Genomic DNA, 18,919 nt, shown 5'->3' on the forward strand with positions numbered 1-18,919 from the left:
GGATCAGTCAACTGGGGCTGATCCCTTTGTACATTTTGATAGTCATTATGTGTAAGATAAAAGAGACGGATTCATAGCTGTTTACGGCAGAAGCTCACTCCTGTATACTATTTTTGAAAGCGTTTCCTGTTAAGGGGAGGAGGAAAGGCGCATGTTCCGAATGAGCGGTACGTTTCGCTCCCGCACTTATTTTATCCGTATCCTGCGAACGATTACTTTGGTATTGATCATGTTTCTGTTGATTTTGTCATCCGTACTGTATGTGTTCTCCCGAAGCATGGCGCTGGAGATGCAGCAGGATGCGAGCCGTAAGGTACTAAACCAGATCAGCTACAACATCGATAACTTAAATGAAACGGTTCGCAGTCTGATGATGACGGCTTTCAACGATCGCGATATGACGGTACTGATGAACAATCAAGATATTGAGGTGTTCGAGCTGTACAATAAGCTGAATAAGCTGGATCTCTTCGTCAGCTCCAATCCTTTTATCCAGTCGATTTGGATCTATAACGGGTTTAACGGCTGCTACTACTCGACCGCACTGAGTGCTATGGTTTCCTGTAAAGAACTTGACAGCGCAAGCAATCTGTTGAAGCCGTACATCGTCCAGCCCGCAACGCTGACCAAGCTGACGCTGCTGCCGATCGGTCCGAGCTTCTCCGAAGCGGGCAAGCAGGAGCTGTTTGCTTATTTTATGTACAAAAATTTGGATGCTTATGTTCCAGGCAGCAGCGTGCTGATGATGTCAATTAAAGCGAAGTGGCTATTCGATAATATTCGAACGCTGAACGAGCTAGGTGAAAATTCGCTTGGCGATCTGTTCATTATGGATTCAGCCGGTAAGGTGTACAGTCCTGGCGAGAACGGACAAATTTGGGATGACAGCATTTATAATGCCATCCGGTCGGCATCCTCTCCATCGGGATATTTAATGATCGGTGAAGGAAGCGAGAAGCAAATCGTCACCTATATGACTTCCAAATTCAACAACTGGAAAGTCGTAAGCGTTCAGCCGCATGACAAGGTTTTTGGCAAGGTCAACAAGCTGTTTACGATGATGGTCATTATTCTCGGAATATTTATTATACTTGCTTTCGTGGTGTCGTCTCTTGCGACAGTACGGCTGTATCGTCCGTTCGGAAGGCTGATGAGCAAAATTCAAGGATTGCATGAGGAGCAGATGGGGCTGTCGCCGAAGGATGAGCTGAGTATGATGTCGTCCGTGTATGACCGGATTGTGGAAAAGATGAATCAGCTGCAGGCTGATCATTCCGGGAATCATGAAATCTGGCAAAGCTATCGGCTGCGCCGCCTCATTACCGACAGCGCCGCCGTTTCTGAGGAGGAATTCGCAGAGTGTTTGCCAACTGCAGCTTCTGCAGCGGAGGGAAGACAATTCATTGTAGCAGTGTTAAAACTCGACGATTATGAGACCTTTAGGCGGACGCGCAGCGAACGAGAACAGAAGCTGTGCCGCTTCGCCGTCACCAATATTGCAGGGGAGCTATATGGCGGGCATTTTCCGAACGTTCCGGTAGATATGAAGAGCGACCATGCCGCTGTATTGCTCATGGTTCCTCCCGGGGATGCCGAAGCGGCTTACGCGGAGCTATCCCGGTTGACCAACTTGGTGATGAGCACAGTTGATAGCTACTACAACTTGTCGCTAACTGCGGCGTTCAGCGAGCCGTTCAACGATATCAGGAACACAGCTGAGAGCTACGAACAGGCGTTGGCTTACAGTCTTTACCGGATGGTGTTCGGCAGAATGTCCGTAATTACGCCTTCTCATATTGCCTTCCGTCAGGGCGTCGACGCCTATGAAATCCCTTATGAGATGGAAAAGAAGCTGGTTGAAGCGATCCGATCGGGAGAGTCGACAGTCGTACATACCCGTATGGATGCGATTTTCGAATATATGGCGGAGTTGAGCCCGGATAATGTTGACTATGCCATTTTGCACTTACTTATTATTTTGCAGCACACGGTGAGGGAAATTAGCTCCAACAAGCTGAAGAACGTGGCTGTAGATTTGCGTGCTTACAACCATCGCATGCTGGAGCAGGAGACGCTGGCGGACGTGCGCCGTCTTATGAACGATCTCCTGCATGAAGTTACCGAACAGATCCAGTCGGCCGCAAAGGGCAAGAACGAGTATCTGATAGAAGCTGTGAAGGAGATCGTGGAGAACAATTACGCAGATGAAAACCTGAGCTTGCAGTATATTGCATCGGCGCTGCGAATGTCTGCAGCTTACCTTGGCCGGTTTTACCGTAACAGCGAAGGGCAGTCTGTGGCAGATTACATCAACGAAGTACGGCTGACGAAGGCGCAGGATATGCTGAGTGCCGGTAATGACAGCATCGTGGCGATCATGAAGAACGTTGGTTTTACGAACGAAAGTAACTTCTTTAAGCATTTCAAGAAAAAGACGGGCGCTACGCCTGGTGAATACCGATTGAAAAAAGCAAATCCATTGCAATGATGCTGCCGGCGTCCGCAAGAGCGATACAGGCCTTTTCATGAACCCTTTTCTCTAGATGAGAAGGGTTGACGAAGAGGCTTTTTATTTTTCTGTAAGCTCTGGTTTTTGGCGTCCTGACAGGATTTCATATACGGAATCTGCGAAAATAACAGGAATGTATCATTTAAACAGTTGTAAAAAACAGGAATATTCAACAGTTACAGTACCCCATGGAGGGGAAGTTCGGGATAATACAATCAACCCGTAAACAGCCCTACTCTTATGTCAAGCGAGGTGATATCAAGATGCATCAAAATAATAGCGTCAACATCGGAACATCGGAACAGAGTCATACAAAAAAGGGCGATACAGCAACGAAAGGAATTGTCTTCAAATTACGGATGGAATGGAAGCAATTTCAGAAAAACCGCGAATTGTTCATTCTGACCGTTCCTGCGCTCCTATTTAAGTTTATTTTTTCTTACTTGCCGCTGGTAGGCCTGATCATCGCATTTAAAAAGTTCAATTATGCCAAAGGGCTGTGGGGCAGCGAGTGGGTCGGACTGAAAAATTTCTCGTTTTTTTTCGCTTCGGATAACGCCTTCCGTATTACACGCAATACGATTTTGTACAATATCAGCTTTATTGTGCTGACAACAGTCATTGCAGTAACGCTGGCCATTCTAATGAATGAATTGAGCAAAAAATGGTTGAAGCTGCATCAAACCGCGTTGTTTCTGCCTTACTTCTTATCTTGGGTTGTCGTCAGCTACGTCACACTCGGATTCCTTGATAACGGCAGCGGTTATCTCAACCAGCTGCTGCAGCAGTTCGGTGCGGCACCGGTAAAATGGTACCAAGAAGCAAAGTACTGGCCGTTTATTCTTATTCTTGTTCATTTATGGAAGTCGGTAGGCTTCTCTGCGCTCATTTATTATGCAGGTATAATCGGCATCGACTCGAGCTATTACGAGGCGGCCCGGATCGATGGCGCGACCCGACTGCAAATGATCCGCCGCATTACGATTCCGCTGCTTACTCCGCTCATCATCATTTTATTTATCGTCGCTGTCGGGCAAATGTTCCGCGCGGATTTCGGCTTGTTCTTCTTCGTGCCGAATGACACAAGCTTTCTTTACGCGACGACGGATGTCATTGACACCTACGTGTACCGCTCGCTTCGTGTCGTCGGTGACATCGGCATGTCTTCCGCTATCGGCCTGTATCAATCGGTTGTCGGACTTGTGCTCGTGCTTGCCGCGAATTATGTAGTAAAAAAAATCAACTCGGAAAACTCGCTATGGTAGGAGGTGAACCAATCTATGAGTGCTTCAGCTGCATCCAATAGCAAACCAACGCTTGCTCAGCATCTGATCAACTTGTTCTTTTGCGTATTGACGATCGGGATGGTCATTCCGATGGTGCTTGTCATATCCATTTCGCTATCGGAGGAGAAATCGCTCGTACTGAACGGGTATCGCCTGCTCCCCGAGAAGTTCAGCCTAATGGCGTACGAACTCATCTTACAAAGCCCCGGACAGCTGCTGAAGGCGTATGGTGTGACCATCTTTGTCACGGTAGTCGGGTTGATCGCCAGCCTGCTTATAACCTCCATGGTCGCTTACTCGATATCGAGAAGAGATTACCGGTATCGGCGGATCACGACGATGTACGTGCTGTTCACGATGCTGTTCAGCGGAGGTCTGGTGCCATTTTATATATTGGTCACGCAATATTTGCATCTGAAGGATACGATCTGGGCGCTGATCGTGCCGTATTTGGTCAGTCCGTTTTATGTCCTGATTATGAAGGGTTTTCTGGAAAAGCTGCCGGGGGAAATCTTTGAATCGGCCAAAGTGGACGGGGCGAGCGAATGGCGCATTTTCTTTCGCATCGTGCTTCCCTTATCTACTCCTGCATTAGCGACCGTAGGCCTGTTCATAGCATTCGCTTATTGGAATGACTGGTGGCTCGGACTGCTGTTCATCAACGATCAGGATCTGGTTCCTCTGCAGCTACTGCTGTACCGGATTATGAGCACGATCGAATTTATGACGAACAACATCAATACGGTTAATGTACAAATTGACCTGTCACAGTTTCCTAGTCTATCGGCCCGAATGGCGATGGCCGTGCTTGCTGCAGGACCGATGATGTTCGTATTCCCGTTTTTTCAGCGGTTTTTCGTGGCCGGACTGACCGTTGGCTCGGTTAAGAGCTAAGACGGTGCAGCCGCCTTAACTTAAATCCTTAAAGGGAGGGTCTTTACTATGAATCGATTTGCGTCAACCACATGGTCTCGTACGTTACTTGCCGGTCTCAGCGCATCCTTATTGTTAGCCGGGTGCAGCAGTGGCTCCGGGGGTGCAGGAACGAAAGAAGCGGGGGCGGATGGAGACGGCGGACTGAAGCCGGTCCAGTTGTCCTGGTATTACCCTGCGACCGCCGGGGTTCCGGCCGATCTGAAGACGGTGGAGGAAGCGGTTAACAAAATTACGAAAGCCCAAATTAATGCAACCGTTAAGCTGAATGCCGTGTCGTCCGGCGACTACAATCAGAAAATGAACACGAGCGTCGCGTCCGGGGAAGAGTTCGATATTTTATGGACATCCAACTGGAACTTCGATTATGTGCAAAATCAGAGTAAGGGTGCCTTCATTGCGCTTGATGAACTGATCGACAAATATGCGCCGACGGTTAAGAAGAGCATGCCTGACTTTGTATGGGAAGCGACGAAAATTGATGGCAAAATCTATGGCCTTCCCAATTATCAGACCGTGACGAACAAAGAGGGCTTCGTGCTGCAAAAACGGTATCTCGACAAATACAATATCGATCCGTCGCAGCTGAAGAAGATAGAGGATATCGAGCCGCTGCTCGCTAAACTGAAGGATAATGAGAAGGATGTTATTCCGTTTATGATGGACCGGAAAGGGAAGTTCGGCAACATGCTGCGGATGTATAATCTGGAAAGCGTGATCAATGGCATTGCCGTCATTAATTTGAACAACCCGGATAAAATTCTGAACATGTACGACATCCCAGAATACAAGAAATATCTGGATCTCGTGCGTGCCTGGAATACCAAAGGCTACATTAACCAGGATGCAGCAACGCTGAAGAATGGCAACGATTACACTAAGGTCGGTAAAACGGCGGTCAGCTATCATAACGTGCTGAAGCCGGGCGGGGAGCAGGAGTCCAAGGTATCGTCGGGAGGACTGGATCATGTATACGCTCCGATAACCGATGTCTATACGGGAACGAACACGATCATTACAACGCTGCAGGCGATTAGCCGTACTTCGAAAAATCCGGAGCGTGCGATGATGTTCCTTAATTTGGTCAATACGGATAAAGAACTGTACAACTTGTTATCGTTCGGCGTCGAAGGCAAGCATTATACGAAAAATGCCGACGGCACGATCAAAATCAATAAGGACGCGGGCTACGTAGCGGCCGATTGGGTGTTCGGCAATGTGTTTAACGGCATTCCCATCGAAGGTAAAGCGCTTGATATTTTCGATAAGACGAAGAAGGAAAACGAATCCGCCAAGCCGTCGCCTATTATGGGCTTTAAGTTTAAGGCGGATCCGGTAGCTGCCGAGGTCGCAAACATTAATGCGGTTGTAGACGAGTTCGGGCCGGGTCTTAATACCGGTATCGTTGATCCAGGGAAGCTCGGTGAATTTCAGGATAAGCTGAAAAAAGCCGGCATGGAGAAAGTGATTGCTGAGGCGCAAAGGCAATTGGACGAGTGGAAGAAAACGAAAAAATAACACGGACCGCCATAGCGGGCGGCGAAATGCCGCCCGCTGTGTGCATCCGCTTTGTTCAGGAGGAGGAACATGACAGGTATCGATCAATTGTCGTTGCGTCAGCTTAAAAATGCGCTGGAACATCCCGCTGGTCAGGAGAAACCGTTGTTCCCGGAGGCTGCAAACAAGGAATATTGCCTTCGCAGTAATCGGGACCCTCGTTGTGAGGCCGTATGGGATGATATTCGCAAGGCGGGGGAGTCGTTTACAGCCGTTCCTGTGGAGCTGCTGCCGTATTCGGAGTTTACACTATTTCATCGAACCGGCGACCGAACCCGGTATGATGATAAATATTTCGACCGTCGACGCCGGCTCTGCGTGTTAGCCATGCTGGCGCTTGCAGACGAGGATGCAGAACGCTGGATCGCTCCGCTCCAGGATATCATCTGGGCCATTTGTGACGAATATACATGGGTCATTCCGGCTCATGTCGGGCTGTATCATAATGAGTATCCGAACGGCATTTGGGATCAGCCTGCACCTCCGCGAGAGACGGTGGACTTATTCGCCGGGGAGACGGGGCTTGCGCTTGCCGAGATCGTCGGTTTATTGGAGCCGAAGCTGGAGCCATGGATTGTCCATCGGGTACGTGAGGAAGTGGAGCGGCGACTGCTGAGCGTGTATTTCGCCGATCCGGCGCCGCAAAATTGGGAGCTGAAGACGAACAATTGGCCGGCTGTCTGTGCAGCTTGCATCGGCTGTGCGGCAATGTGGCTCGTCCGCGACCCGGAGAGGCTTGCCGGAATGCTATGGCGGGCGATCCATGCTTTGCGGCAGCACTTGCAGGGCTTCGATGCACAAGGGGCAACGCCGGAAGGAGCCGCTTACTGGCAGTTTGGTTTCGGTTACTACGTTTATTTTGCGGAGATGATGGCTGAACGCACTGCCGGTCAGATCGATTTGTTGGCTGGAGAAAAGCTGCGCCGTATCGCCTGCTTCCCGCGCAGCTGCATGCTGACCGGCAGCCAGGTGATCAATTTCTCCGATGCTCCTGCGGAAATGGATTATCAGCCGGGGCTGTACCACCGGCTTCACAGACGGTTTCCGGAGGCAGCACTGCCGGATCAAGCACCCGTATACGGGAGCGCATTCCGCTCCTGGACGATGGCCAGCCGCATGCTGCTGTGGATGGAGCCGGAAGCTTCGGAAATCAACCGAGACTATGGAGTACTACCATTCGAAGACTATTATTTTCCCGGCCATGGCTGGGTTATCAGCAAGTCGGAGGATACCGGTGGCCTTGTCGCCTTTGCAGCCAAGGGCGGGAGTAACGATGAGCCGCATAATCATAACGACCTTGGACATTTTATCATCCATGTGTACGGCCAGAGCGTTCTGTGTGACCTAGGGGCAGGCGAGTATACTAGGCAATATTTTCAACCGGCCTATCGCTATGCTCAGTTAACAGCCAGCTCGCACGGTCATTCCGTACCTGTCATAGCAGGTACGGGTCAGTTGGCTGGAGAACAGTATCGCGCTTCTCCGCTCGGATACGAGCAAACGGATGGAAGAGTCGTATACAAGATCGATCTGACCAGGGCGTATCCTGCCAGTACAGTGCTTGATCGGCTGCATCGTGAATTCGTATGGGAGAGGCCGCAAGCGCCGTCCGAGACGGATTATCGGCTTACCTTGCGAGATGAATGCGTCTTTACAAGCGGAGCAGAAGCCTTTGAATCCGTCTTCATGTGCAGTATACCTCCACGGCTGATGGAGCCGGGATGGGTAGCGATCGGCCCCGTTAGGATGATATACGATGCGGAACGGTTCCGCTGCCGGTTTACAGAGGAGCACTACCGGTCCATTGCAGGTGAGGAGCGTATGGCATACCGGCTTGTATTGGCTGTAATCAAGCCGTCTGCCCGAACGGTGTGTGAGGTTCAGTTTGAAGTGAAGGGGAGAGGTGAACGGATATGATGACAGATAAGGATGGGGCGTTCTCCAAGGTGGCTGTAGACGCTGGGGATGGTGCAGGATCGGCTAGTACCAGGCTGCTGCCGAAGATTGAGGCTACTAGCGGCTGGAATCCGCCTAAATGGGCGCTGATGCAGCGACTTCTGCTGGATACGTTGAACGATGCTGCGGTCGAATTCGTTCAGCGGTATACGCATCCGGACGGGACACTGATTTGGCGGGATAACTGGCCGGGTATGGACGGTTCGGACGATCCGTATGAGGCGTTCATGAATTTGGCCCTGCTTTATGCGCTTGGCGGCAGTGAGGAAGTTCATGCTCTGGCGCTGAAAATGTGGGACGCCATCACTTGGCAGTGGACGCAGTACGGACAAATTCATAATGAATTCGACCGGTACTACGATTGGATGCATCATGGCGAGGGCTATTTATATTTATATTTCCTTGGACTGACCGATCCGCATTTGCCCAAACAGGTGCAGCGTTCCATCCGGTTTGCCGGGATGTATACCGGTGACGACCCGGAGGCGTTGAATTACGATAAAGAAAAGAAGCTGATCCGATCCCCCATCACTGGAAGTCAGGGGCCGAGATTTACGATGACGGAAGAGGACTGGTGTACGCACCGGGGGGTGCTGGACGACTATTTGGCGCCGTTCGAGGATATTCCCGGCGTTGATTTCGCCAGCGGAAAATGCAGGTGGTCCGACGATGACGTCTATCGCGAGGTCATCCGGCTGATGAATGAACGGATGGCGCGTGGCGACGTGCCGCTCAATCTTAATGCGACCTCTCTTGTTGCGCACGCCTATCTGATCTCGGGTGAGGAGCGCTTCCGCGACTGGGTGTTAACCTATTACGCTGCATGGGAAGATCGAGCGAGGCGTAATGGCGGCATTATGCCCGATAATATCGGACTATCAGGGGAAATTGGGGAATGTATGGACGGCAAATGGTGGGGCGGCTATTACGGCTGGCGTTGGCCGCACGGCTTTATGACGGTGATTGAGCCGCTGACGAATGCGGCGATGAACGCTGTGCTCCTCTCTGGAGACATGGCCCACCTCGAGGAAGCACGCCGTCAGCTCGATTTGAATTGGTCGCTCGGGAAGCAGGAAAACGGCGTATGGGTCGTTCCGCACCGTCATTTCGACGCAGGATGGACGGATTATCGGCAGCCGGATCCGAAATACGCCATCCATCTGTGGACGATGTCGATGTCGGAGGAAGACCTGCTGCGGGCGAATCGGATTGAGGCTGCCCCTCACTTCCGCGAAATCGACGTTCCTTCCGTCTCCGGACGAAATCCGGTGACACGGAAAGAGACGAAGCATTTTATCGGCAATACGTATCCATGGTTCCGCTATATGCAGGGACTGGCACCGGATTATCCCGAGCAAATTACACAAGCAGGGTACCGCCTGATCCGGCAGCAGTTGGAAAAAATGCGGTCGGAAGCCGGAAATCCGCGTAACTGGCATTATGGTGTGTACAACACGGACGACTTGTCGAGCATCCATTTCTGGCAGGAGTATTGCCCGCTTTACTTCGAGAGTCTGGTGCAGCTGACACTAGGCGCCCCGATGCACATTTCACATGGAGGTTTGCAGCATGCTCGCCTGAGGTATTTTGATGCAGACGGACGCAGGCCCGGCCTGCCTGAGCAGGTTGGTGCGCTTGTAGAAGAGCTGTCGGCGGACAGCGCTACGGTGACGCTAGTGAATGTCGGTCTCGCGGCAGAACGAAGGGTTATCGTGCAGGCCGGCTGCTTCGGGGAGCACCGCTTGGAGCATGCGGTGTGCTATGACGAGCAGGGGAAAGAAACGGGAACGGTGCCGATTGGGAGCAAATGGGTTGAAATCAAGCTTGCACCCGGCAGCGGCATCCGGTTAAAGCTGGTAATGTCGCGCTACGTTAATGCGCCAACCTATGCCACTCCATGGTCGTCGGAGTCAGATTATGCACAGGTACTTCACGGCAGAACAAGATAAATCCGGAGGCGGAACGACATGAAACAATGAATGTCAGAGGCGATAGGGAGGTAAGCGAAATGGCAGCGTGCGCATACGAGGGTCTGACCGCAGCGGAGCGGGCATACGTGGAATCGCTGGAGCATGATGGTGAGACAGTCAACTTCGTAACCGACTATTTCAAGAGGTGTGGCGATCCTGAGTCAAGCGAAGCTTTGGATGTAAAGAAGACGGCTCGGTCCGCCAAGGAGGCATATCTGGACTTTGCGGAAGCGCGGTTGCGCCAATTTGCGGACTGCATCGATGAATCTGCAGCCGTAATCGACCCGTATGACGGGAAGGAGCGGCAATTCGTCACCTCCAGCTTTGCGTTGACAGGGGCGGTGCTCCTCGCAGCCGGACGATGCGCAGAAATCGAGGACAAGGTGCTTGCGACGATGGATAGAGCTACGCTTGCTCTGCAGTGCCGCAGCGTGCCGGACAGCCACGAGGACTTCACGACGCATATGCTGATGCAGGCGCTGCGACTGCTCGGGGACCGGAATCAGGCATCCGGGCGCGTGGCCGAATGGAGAGAACGGCTTGCAGCGATCGATCCCGAGTATACCTATACGCAGGTGGAGCGCAATATGCCCCTAAGGCACGTTCGCAACTGGGCGACGTATGCGATGCTGGGCGAGCAGATGCGAATCCGTGACGGACTTGCCGAGTCAGTTGGCTTTATCGATAAATATATTTCTGCACAGCTGCCCCGGTTTACGCCAGAAGGCCTGTACCGCGATCCGAATCTCCCCGCAGCGTACGATCTGGCGGCGCGCGACAATTTGGCGGGATTGCTGGACGAAGGCTATGCAGGACCGGCGGCGCTATTACTTGAGAAGCTGCTGCGGCGCGGGGCGCTGACCATGCTGTTTACCCAGTCGGTCACAGGAGAAGTATCCTGCGGCGGCCGCAGCAATCAATTCTTATGGAATGAGTTGACGTTTGCCCATATTTGCGAACGCGAAGCCGTTCACTACAAAGCTGCGGGAGATCTGCACCTTGCGGGCGTGTTTAAACGAGCTGCACGCCGCGCCATGGACTCTCTCCGGCGTTGGGCGGACATGACGGAGGTGCGCCCGGTGAAGAACCGCTTTCCGCCGGGAAGCCGCGCAGGCTACGAGCTCTATGCGTTCGACGCCAACTATTTACTGTATGCCGGCAAAATTGCTGCTTCCTGCTACATGCATGCGGACGATGATATCCTGGAGCGGCCTGCGCCCTGCGACCTCGGCAGCTATGTGCTGAGCTTGCCATCATTTCATCGTATCTATGCTACGGCAAGCCCTGCGCAAGGGGGATACCACCTATGCATCGACACGGCGGCACAGATGGGCCAGGATGCGACTGGCCTTGTACGGCTACATCGGTCGGGCGTTCCTGGAGAGACGGCCTTGTCGGCCGGGATCCCCGGAGCCCAAGGTGAAGTGCCTCTGGCCTTTATGCGCCCTAGAACCATAACGCCGCCGCCATGGCAGGCGGTGGCAATCGGGCCCCAGTGGCGGGATGAGCATGGTACATGGCATCGTCTGGCGGACTTCGGCCGCCGTAAGCACGAGATTTTCCATGCAGTGGACAATCGGGGACAGCCGTTTGATCCAGAGCCGTTGGCTTGGGAGGCGGAGCTGCGGTTTGACGAGTGCCGGGTGTCAGGGCAGAGTAAAGCTCTGACCGAAGCTACGTTCGGTGGATTAGCTGATGATAAAGGAGAGCTTTGCTTTGAGGTCATCTATACTGCGCGCTCCGTAACGGTTGCGGACCCGTCACCGGATGGAGTACCTCCCGGAGCGGGAGCGCAGGAGGTATTGCACCGTGCACAGGCAGACATATTGCCGCGTCCAGGTTGTGGGAGTTGCGCCAAGTTGATCGAGCGTTACCGGATCAGCAAGACAGGAGTTGTTATCGACTGGGAAGTACAAAGCGCGGAAGGCGGTGAAGTAACGGCCGTCGCTGCGGTCGTACCTCTATTGACAACGAACGGCACGGATACGTCGGAAATCGCAGTCAATAGGGACGATGGCGTTACGCTTCGATATCTTGGCAGTGAGTATTCTGTAAAGCCGGTTCAGCAAGAAACCGCGGTTGAACGGGGTGATCGACCTTGGGATCTGGAGCTGTATCCCGGTCTTGCACCAAATCGCAATGGCCATTACCGTCTGGCTGAATGGACGCACCGGGGCGGCAGCAGCGTGAAGCTGCTGCTGCGGTTGGAGCCGCCTGCAGCGGGAGCTTAAACTGAGAGGAGCAATCTAGATGGAATATACGACATTGGGCCGAACCGGTATCCGCGTCTCGCGAATGGGACTAGGCGGGGCGCCGCTCGGGGGGGATTTCGGGGCGACGAGTGAGAAGGACGCGGTCGATACGGTGCACGCCGCACTGGATGCCGGCGTGACCTTTTTCGATACCGCGCCGTTATACGGACGCGGTGAAAGCGAGCGCCGGCTTGGGCTTGCTCTCAAAGGCAGACGGTCCGAGGCGGTCATTGCAACTAAAGCGGTTATGAGGGGCGACGCGTATACATATGACAACACGATCAAGTCGGTGGAGCAAAGCCTCCAGCGGTTACAAACGGACTGGATCGATCTTATTCAGCTGCATGAGACGGAAGCGACGACCTTTCAGGAAGCAAGCGAAGGAACGCTCGCTGCTTTTCAGCAGTTGAAGCAGGAAGGCAAGGTACGGGCGATCGGTGCGAATGGCCGCAATGCAGATACGCTTGCTTTGTATTTACGTACCGGTCTGTTGGATACGGCGCAGACGTACTGCCGCTATACGCTGATCGATCATACGGCGCGTGAGCTCGTATTTCCGCTTGCACGAGAATACGGTGTAGCCATAATTAATGGCAGCCCGTTGAATATGGGGGTGCTGGCGGATACGCCCGCTCCATTCTTACTAAATAATCCGGAGCTCCTTGCAGAGGCCGACCGGCGCATGGGGCTGCTGGACTTTCTACGGAAGCCGGAGCCGCACGGTCTTGTGGAAGCTGCCATGCGGTTCAGCTTGACGTGTCAGGACATCGCCGTGACATTAACCGGAGCCGCATCCCCGGACATCGTAACTCAAAATGCGGCCTATTGTGACGGCCGCGGGCTGAAGGATGAAGAGCTGCTCCGGGTGCTGGAGTTGTTTGCCGGAAAGCCGTTATATTAAAGAAAGAAGGGACGCCGGTGTATATCGACAGTCATGTTCATTTTTGGCGGCTGGCGCGCGGTGATTACGGTTGGATTAAGCCGGATAATCCCATATTGTATCAGGATTTCACCCCCGAGCACCTGCTGCCTTTTTTAAAAGAAGAATCGGTTGGCGGCTGCATTGCCGTTCAAGCTGCTCCGACTATTGCCGAGACCGAATTTCTGCTATCGTTAATTATTGATCATCCTTGGATTCTGGGAGTCGTCGGATCGCTGGACCCGTACTTAGTGGAGGCGGAATACATTCTCCACTATGAGCGTCTGCGTGTGAACCGAATGTTTAAAGGAGTCAGGCTGAATGGCGATCAGCTGGAACGAATCGCTCGTTACGGTGGAGAAGCCTTGCTGCGACTGAGACGCTGGGCCAAGGACAGAGTGACGGTTGATCTGCTTGTGCGCGAACATCAGCTGGAACATGCATTGACGCTGCTTCGGTTTGTGCCGGAGCTGCATATAGTGGTGAACCATTTGGGCAGCCCGCCGTATGGTGAAGAGCGTTTGAGCGAGCAGTGGGCACAGCATATGTCTGCGCTCGCGCGCTACCCTAATGTTATGGTGAAAATCTCCGGGATGATTACACCCGCAGGGAATAGACCGCAAGTGCTGCGCCCTTATGTTACACATCTTCTTGATGCATATGGGCCAGGTCGGCTTATGTATGGGAGCGATTGGCCTGTGGCTAAGCAAAAAGGGAGCTACGCGGACGTTGTGAGGCTATGACACAGGTGCTTCCAGAGGGACTTACGGAGCGGGAATTGCATGCGATTCGTTTCGGGAGCGCTTGTGACTTTTATGGGGTTTCTGAATGCCAGGAAAATAATAGTTAAGACTGATTCGGAGTATACGAGGATACAGGGGGGGGAGCCCTCAGATATCCATAAAACGACAAAGAGCCGCTTCTACGAGTAGGCTCCTTTTGTCCGTTACTAGCTTAGGCTCTCCATACGTCAAAAGCCAAATGAGCCTCGAGTTTCCGTTTTACCAAGAAAAACTTGTTTCCCTCGCGAGTTGGGTATTGACGTTATCAGGCAAGTTATCTAAGATAGCAGTAAATTCGCGAGGAGGCTCGGCTGATGAAGCGCGTTCCCGGCACTCACTCCATTCAAACCAAACTGACCTTGACGTTTCTGTTGATTTTGATTCCTCTTGTGGCGGTTAGTGTATTTGCCAATTATTATTCGCGAAATATCTTAAACGAGCAAATTAGCGACCGGACCGAGGGAGCCCTATTGACCACGCTGGAGTATATCGAACAGATGACCAAGAGCATGGATCAGCAAACGCTCTTGATCGCATCAAATCCTAATATCGTGGACATCTGGAGCAACGTCGACGACCCGCTTAGACCGGATCTTCTTTATGGCATCCATACGGTACAACAGCAGCTGTCGGCATTGACCAACGTGAACGGAGCGGTCAAGGAGGCGTACATTCTTCACGGGGAGAGCGGAAACGGGGTCTCGACACTGAAGGGCGGTGTCAAATGGCCCGGGGTCAAAGAGGAGTTCTGGTTTCAACAAACCATCGATGCAAGAGGGGGGCTCGTTACTTATGTCCCGACGGATACGGAAGTGTTCCGATCCAACTATTTAAACAATGATCTGATTTATTACGTGAGGCAGCTTGATTTTCTAAGTCATAATAAGGAGCCTAATGTCATGATTTTGGCTGTGGACAAGCTTGCTTTTCGATCGATCATTCAGCACCTTCAAACATCGGAGAATACTAACATCACTTTGTTTTATAACAAGGAGCGTGTGCTGGAAACGAATCCTTTAAATGAGGAAGTCCGCAGCAAGCCGATGTTCAACATTCAAGTTGAAAGCGATTACTGGTCCATTGAGCTGGAACAGCCGATGTCGGAGGTATACCATCTGTCCCGAAATCTGCAGAAGTTCACTTTTGTCATCATTGCATTTAGCATTATCTTGGCGATGTGGATCTCATGGCTTGTTTACAGCGGAATCGCGAAGCCGCTGCGCCAGCTTCTCGGCGCATTCAAGCAGTTCGGCAGCGGCAATCTGACTTTTCAGGTCGAGCATCGGAGAAAGGACGAATTCGGGCTCGTCATGAATGGATTTAACCGGATGGCGGCCACCCAGCGCAAATTGATCGAGGATGATTATGAGAAGGAGCTTCGGTTGGCCAAGGCCGAATTTTCTCTGCTGCAATCGCAAATCAATCCGCACTTTTTGTATAACACGCTGGATACGATCTACTCGGTAGCACTGAAGAAGCAGGTGCCGGAAATTAGCGAGATGGTCATAAACCTCGCCCGCTTTTTCAGAGTAAGTCTTGGAAAAGGCAGAGAGTCGTTCCCGTTGTCGGAGACCGTGCAGCATCTGATGTACTATATACGTGTGCAGCAGCTGCGAAAGGACCACTTTACGGTCCACATCCAATTGGCTGAGGAAACGAAGGGTATTCCTATGCTGAAGCTGATCTTGCAGCCGATTGTTGAAAACGCAATCATTCATGGCTTGGATAAAAGCAGGGGGGAGAGCGAGCTTACTATTCGATCGCAGATGGATAGAGAAAGACTGATCGTTGAAGTAAGCGATACGGGAGAGGGGATTCCGGAGCCAGTTTTGACAGACCTGCGACATGAGCTATCCTTGATCAACAGCCAGTCGTACCAGCATGCAGAGACGCGTCAGTTCCGGCGTTATTATGGCTTGCAGAACGTGAAGTCCCGTATCAAGCTGTATTATGGCGATGAAGCGGATCTGACTCTGGAAAGCGCCGCAGGACAAGGAACAACGGTGAAGCTGATATTACCTATTCGGAAGGAGGATCGGGAATGAAGCTGTTAATCGTGGAGGATGAGCCTCATGTAAGGGAACGAATTGCAGAAGGGATCGACTGGGCCGCTTATCAGATTGAACTGGCGGCTGCAGTCGAGAGCGCTCAAGAAGCGCTTATGATTATGCATAACGATAAGATCGATCTCGTTCTGAGCGATATTTATATGCCTGAGATGAGCGGGTTGGAGCTAGCCAAACGGATTAAGGCGGAATTTCCGCTCGTGAAAACAATTCTGTTATCCGGATACGATGAGTTCGAATATGCGAGGGAAAGCATAGCTTATGGCGTGTTCAAATATCTGCTCAAGCCGGCGGAGAATGAGGAGATTGTAAGCACGGTCCTTGAGGCAAGGAGCGTTCGAGAGAGGGAACTGCATGACAAGCATAACCTTCAAACGCTGCAGCAGCGATGGAAGGATCACTTCCCCTATTTGCGTGAGCTTTTCTATAAAAATTGGTTGAACGGGCGTTATTCCGAACGGGAGATTGAGAAAAGCAGCCAGGAGTTCGCGCTATCGCTGGAGCGGCAAATCTACCTTCCGCTTATCCTCGATATGGATCCGATAGCGAAGGACAATGAGCGGTTTCAACCACGAGACCGTTCGCTGGTCCAATTCCAGCTGTTTACCATTGCAAGAGACCTCTTGCCGGGAACGGAATGGATGGTGCTGCAAGATGATGACGGTATGACGGCGGTGGTGTGCTCCGCCCCGGCGGATGTTCAAGAAGATGCGTTCTGCAATCGAGTCAACTCGCTTGTAAGTACGGTACTTGGCACGGTGCACGATTGTTTGAAGCTCACGGCCAGCGCGGGCATAGGGACTGTCGTTAGGACTCCGCTGCTGCTCAGCCAGGCCTACAAGCAGAGCAGGCTTGCACTGCAAGAGCGGCTTATATTCGGCAACGGCATAGCCATCCCTTATCGTAATGATGGAGCAGCGCAGCGTTCATGGGTGCTTATGGAGCAGCTTGAGAAAGAGCTGGAGCTGTCCATTGAAACGGGAGACGAGTCCAAACGCAGGCAAACGATCGCAGCCATTATGGAATCGGAATTTTCGGAAGAGCATGTACTGGCCGATTCGAAGGAAGCGTTGTGGAGGTTCGTCTGCCTGTTGGCCCGAATGGTTCACAAGCACGGTTGGACTTTGCGCGATACGTTAAAGGAGGAAATCGAAGACTTCGAACAGTTCCATCAGCTGCTGTCGAAAGAACAGATCGCGGAATGGCTGGATCGAATGTCCTCCCGGATCAGCCAATCGATTGCCGAACGGCGGCAGAGCGGCACGCAAATCGCGATGAATGAAGTTGTGGGTTTTATTCATGCCCATCTCCATGAAGAGGCGCTCAGTTTATATCTCATTTCAGAGAAGACGTACATCAGTTATTCGTATTTGAGCAGAACCTTCAAGGAAGCTATCGGAGAGTCATTCACCGAGTACGTGCTGCGGCTGCGCATGGAGCGGGCGAAGGAGCTTTTGTCCAAAGGCTGTAAGGTTTACGATGTATCGGAGCAGGTCGGGTATAAGCATGTCAATTACTTTTCCAAAAACTTTCAAAGATATTGGGGAATAAAGCCAAGCGATGTGAACAAGTAGCCGGAGATGCTTCCGGCTTTTTCCCATTTTCCCGAAACAATAAGTTCAACATGACAAAATAGTTGCGAGTAAACGCAAAGAAATGGTATACGACGGAATTGGCAAAGATGCTACAGTAAATGTGAGCGGTTACACTATTGCGATTAAAGGAGGAGAACGCCATGAGAGCGGCGACTACGCCAACGTCCGCCATGTCCAAAGCCGCTGCGAAACGACGCCGTCCGCTGTTGAAGTTTTGGGATTTCTACTTAATGCTAATTCCTGCGCTGCTGTTCCTGCTTGTGTTCAAGTATGCGCCGATGTACGGTGTCGTGATCGCATTCAAGGATTTCAACATTATTCAGGGGGTGATGAAAAGTCCCTGGGTCGGCCTGCAGCATTTTCGCGAGCTGTTTGCTTTTAGCGAATTTCCCCAGGTTGTCCGAAACACGCTGATCATCAGTCTCATGAAGCTCGTCATCGGCTTTCCGGCTCCCATTATTATGGCGCTGCTGCTTAATGAGCTGAGATTTGCACTATTCAAGCGTACGGTGCAAACAATAACGTATTTGCCTCATTTTATTTCTTGGGTCGTCATTGGGGGGATTACGGTCGATCTGTTGTCTCCGAACAGTGGAATCGTCAATATGGTAATACAGTCTTTTGGGGTGAAGCCGATCTTTTTCATGACCGACGAGAAGCTGTTTCGCTGGATTCTGGTGCTAACCGACATCTGGAAGGAAGCGGGATGGGGCGCGATTATTTATCTGGCGGCCTTGCTGGGCATCAATGAAGAGCTGTTTCAGGCGGCTACGGTGGACGGGGCCGGGAGAATGCGGCAGATCTGGCATATTTCACTGCCGGGCATTCGATCGACTATTGTCGTGCTGCTGCTGCTGCGTCTCGGGAATGTGCTGGATGTCGGCTTTGAGCAAGTGCTCGCGATGTACAACCCGACAGTGTACTCCGTCGCCGATATTATTGACACTTATGTATTCCGGGTGGGCCTCGGCACGATGCAGTTCGGCCTAACTACTGCCGCCGGCCTGTTCAAGTCGGTGATCGGCTGCATCCTCCTGATTGTAGCGAACTATATCGCACGGAGATTGGGGGAAGACGGCATCTATTAGCCGGAA

At 52.0% G+C, this 18,919-nt stretch carries 12 protein-coding genes; all 12 read left to right on the plus strand.

The window, feature by feature from the left end; genetic code table 11:
* The first annotated feature begins 151 nt into the window (after positions 1-151).
* The 12 genes from DVH26_RS17750 to DVH26_RS17805 all read left to right on the plus strand — a co-directional run bounded on the left by DVH26_RS17750 (position 152) and on the right by DVH26_RS17805 (position 18,913).
* The gene (locus DVH26_RS17750) at positions 152-2,488 is read left to right on the plus strand and encodes a helix-turn-helix domain-containing protein (protein ID WP_239635095.1); all 2,337 of its coding nucleotides are present in this window, start codon (positions 152-154) and stop codon (positions 2,486-2,488) included.
* Between the two features lie 284 nt (positions 2,489-2,772).
* Positions 2,773-3,774, plus strand: a complete 1,002-nt coding sequence (locus DVH26_RS17755) for an ABC transporter permease (protein ID WP_345774064.1) — start codon at positions 2,773-2,775, stop codon at positions 3,772-3,774.
* 15 nt (positions 3,775-3,789) lie between these two features.
* On the plus strand, positions 3,790-4,689 hold the full coding sequence (locus DVH26_RS17760) for a carbohydrate ABC transporter permease (RefSeq protein WP_239635096.1): 900 nt from the start codon (positions 3,790-3,792) through the stop codon (positions 4,687-4,689).
* A gap of 48 nt (positions 4,690-4,737) precedes the next feature.
* Positions 4,738-6,246: an ABC transporter substrate-binding protein gene (locus tag DVH26_RS17765; RefSeq protein ID WP_239635097.1), complete on the plus strand. Its 1,509-nt coding sequence runs from the start codon at positions 4,738-4,740 to the stop codon at positions 6,244-6,246.
* A gap of 69 nt (positions 6,247-6,315) precedes the next feature.
* Positions 6,316-8,202 carry a heparinase II/III domain-containing protein gene (locus DVH26_RS17770; RefSeq protein ID WP_239635098.1) on the plus strand — a complete coding sequence of 629 codons (1,887 nt, stop codon included), beginning with the start codon at positions 6,316-6,318 and terminating at the stop codon, positions 8,200-8,202.
* The gene (locus DVH26_RS17775) at positions 8,199-10,190 is read left to right on the plus strand and encodes a DUF8034 domain-containing protein (RefSeq protein WP_239635099.1); all 1,992 of its coding nucleotides are present in this window, start codon (positions 8,199-8,201) and stop codon (positions 10,188-10,190) included. Before DVH26_RS17770 ends, DVH26_RS17775 begins: the two co-directional genes overlap by 4 nt.
* A gap of 59 nt (positions 10,191-10,249) precedes the next feature.
* Positions 10,250-12,442 carry a hypothetical protein gene (locus tag DVH26_RS17780; protein ID WP_239635100.1) on the plus strand — a complete coding sequence of 731 codons (2,193 nt, stop codon included), beginning with the start codon at positions 10,250-10,252 and terminating at the stop codon, positions 12,440-12,442.
* Between the two features lie 19 nt (positions 12,443-12,461).
* Positions 12,462-13,364 (plus strand): aldo/keto reductase, encoded by a 903-nt coding sequence (locus DVH26_RS17785; RefSeq protein WP_239635101.1) that lies wholly within the window; start codon positions 12,462-12,464, stop codon positions 13,362-13,364.
* A gap of 17 nt (positions 13,365-13,381) precedes the next feature.
* Positions 13,382-14,125 (plus strand): amidohydrolase family protein, encoded by a 744-nt coding sequence (locus DVH26_RS17790; RefSeq protein WP_239635102.1) that lies wholly within the window; start codon positions 13,382-13,384, stop codon positions 14,123-14,125.
* Positions 14,126-14,478: 353 nt separating this feature from the next.
* On the plus strand, positions 14,479-16,209 hold the full coding sequence (locus tag DVH26_RS17795; protein WP_239635103.1) for a sensor histidine kinase: 1,731 nt from the start codon (positions 14,479-14,481) through the stop codon (positions 16,207-16,209).
* Positions 16,206-17,804 (plus strand): response regulator, encoded by a 1,599-nt coding sequence (locus DVH26_RS17800; protein WP_239635104.1) that lies wholly within the window; start codon positions 16,206-16,208, stop codon positions 17,802-17,804. Before DVH26_RS17795 ends, DVH26_RS17800 begins: the two co-directional genes overlap by 4 nt.
* Positions 17,805-17,965: 161 nt before the next feature.
* Positions 17,966-18,913 carry an ABC transporter permease gene (locus tag DVH26_RS17805; RefSeq protein ID WP_239635105.1) on the plus strand — a complete coding sequence of 316 codons (948 nt, stop codon included), beginning with the start codon at positions 17,966-17,968 and terminating at the stop codon, positions 18,911-18,913.
* The last annotated feature ends 6 nt before the right edge of the window (positions 18,914-18,919 follow it).

This window comes from Paenibacillus sp. H1-7, assembly GCF_022354825.1.
GTDB lineage: Bacteria > Bacillota > Bacilli > Paenibacillales > NBRC-103111 > Paenibacillus_S.

Coding starts and splice junctions, on each gene's coding strand:
- DVH26_RS17750 (WP_239635095.1), top strand. CDS start 152: ATGTTCCGAATGAGCGGTACGTTTCGCTCCCGCACTTATTTTATCCGT.
- DVH26_RS17755 (WP_345774064.1), top strand. CDS start 2,773: ATGCATCAAAATAATAGCGTCAACATCGGAACATCGGAACAGAGTCAT.
- DVH26_RS17760 (WP_239635096.1), top strand. CDS start 3,790: ATGAGTGCTTCAGCTGCATCCAATAGCAAACCAACGCTTGCTCAGCAT.
- DVH26_RS17765 (WP_239635097.1), top strand. CDS start 4,738: ATGAATCGATTTGCGTCAACCACATGGTCTCGTACGTTACTTGCCGGT.
- DVH26_RS17770 (WP_239635098.1), top strand. CDS start 6,316: ATGACAGGTATCGATCAATTGTCGTTGCGTCAGCTTAAAAATGCGCTG.
- DVH26_RS17775 (WP_239635099.1), top strand. CDS start 8,199: ATGATGACAGATAAGGATGGGGCGTTCTCCAAGGTGGCTGTAGACGCT.
- DVH26_RS17780 (WP_239635100.1), top strand. CDS start 10,250: ATGGCAGCGTGCGCATACGAGGGTCTGACCGCAGCGGAGCGGGCATAC.
- DVH26_RS17785 (WP_239635101.1), top strand. CDS start 12,462: ATGGAATATACGACATTGGGCCGAACCGGTATCCGCGTCTCGCGAATG.
- DVH26_RS17795 (WP_239635103.1), top strand. CDS start 14,479: ATGAAGCGCGTTCCCGGCACTCACTCCATTCAAACCAAACTGACCTTG.
- DVH26_RS17800 (WP_239635104.1), top strand. CDS start 16,206: ATGAAGCTGTTAATCGTGGAGGATGAGCCTCATGTAAGGGAACGAATT.
- DVH26_RS17805 (WP_239635105.1), top strand. CDS start 17,966: ATGAGAGCGGCGACTACGCCAACGTCCGCCATGTCCAAAGCCGCTGCG.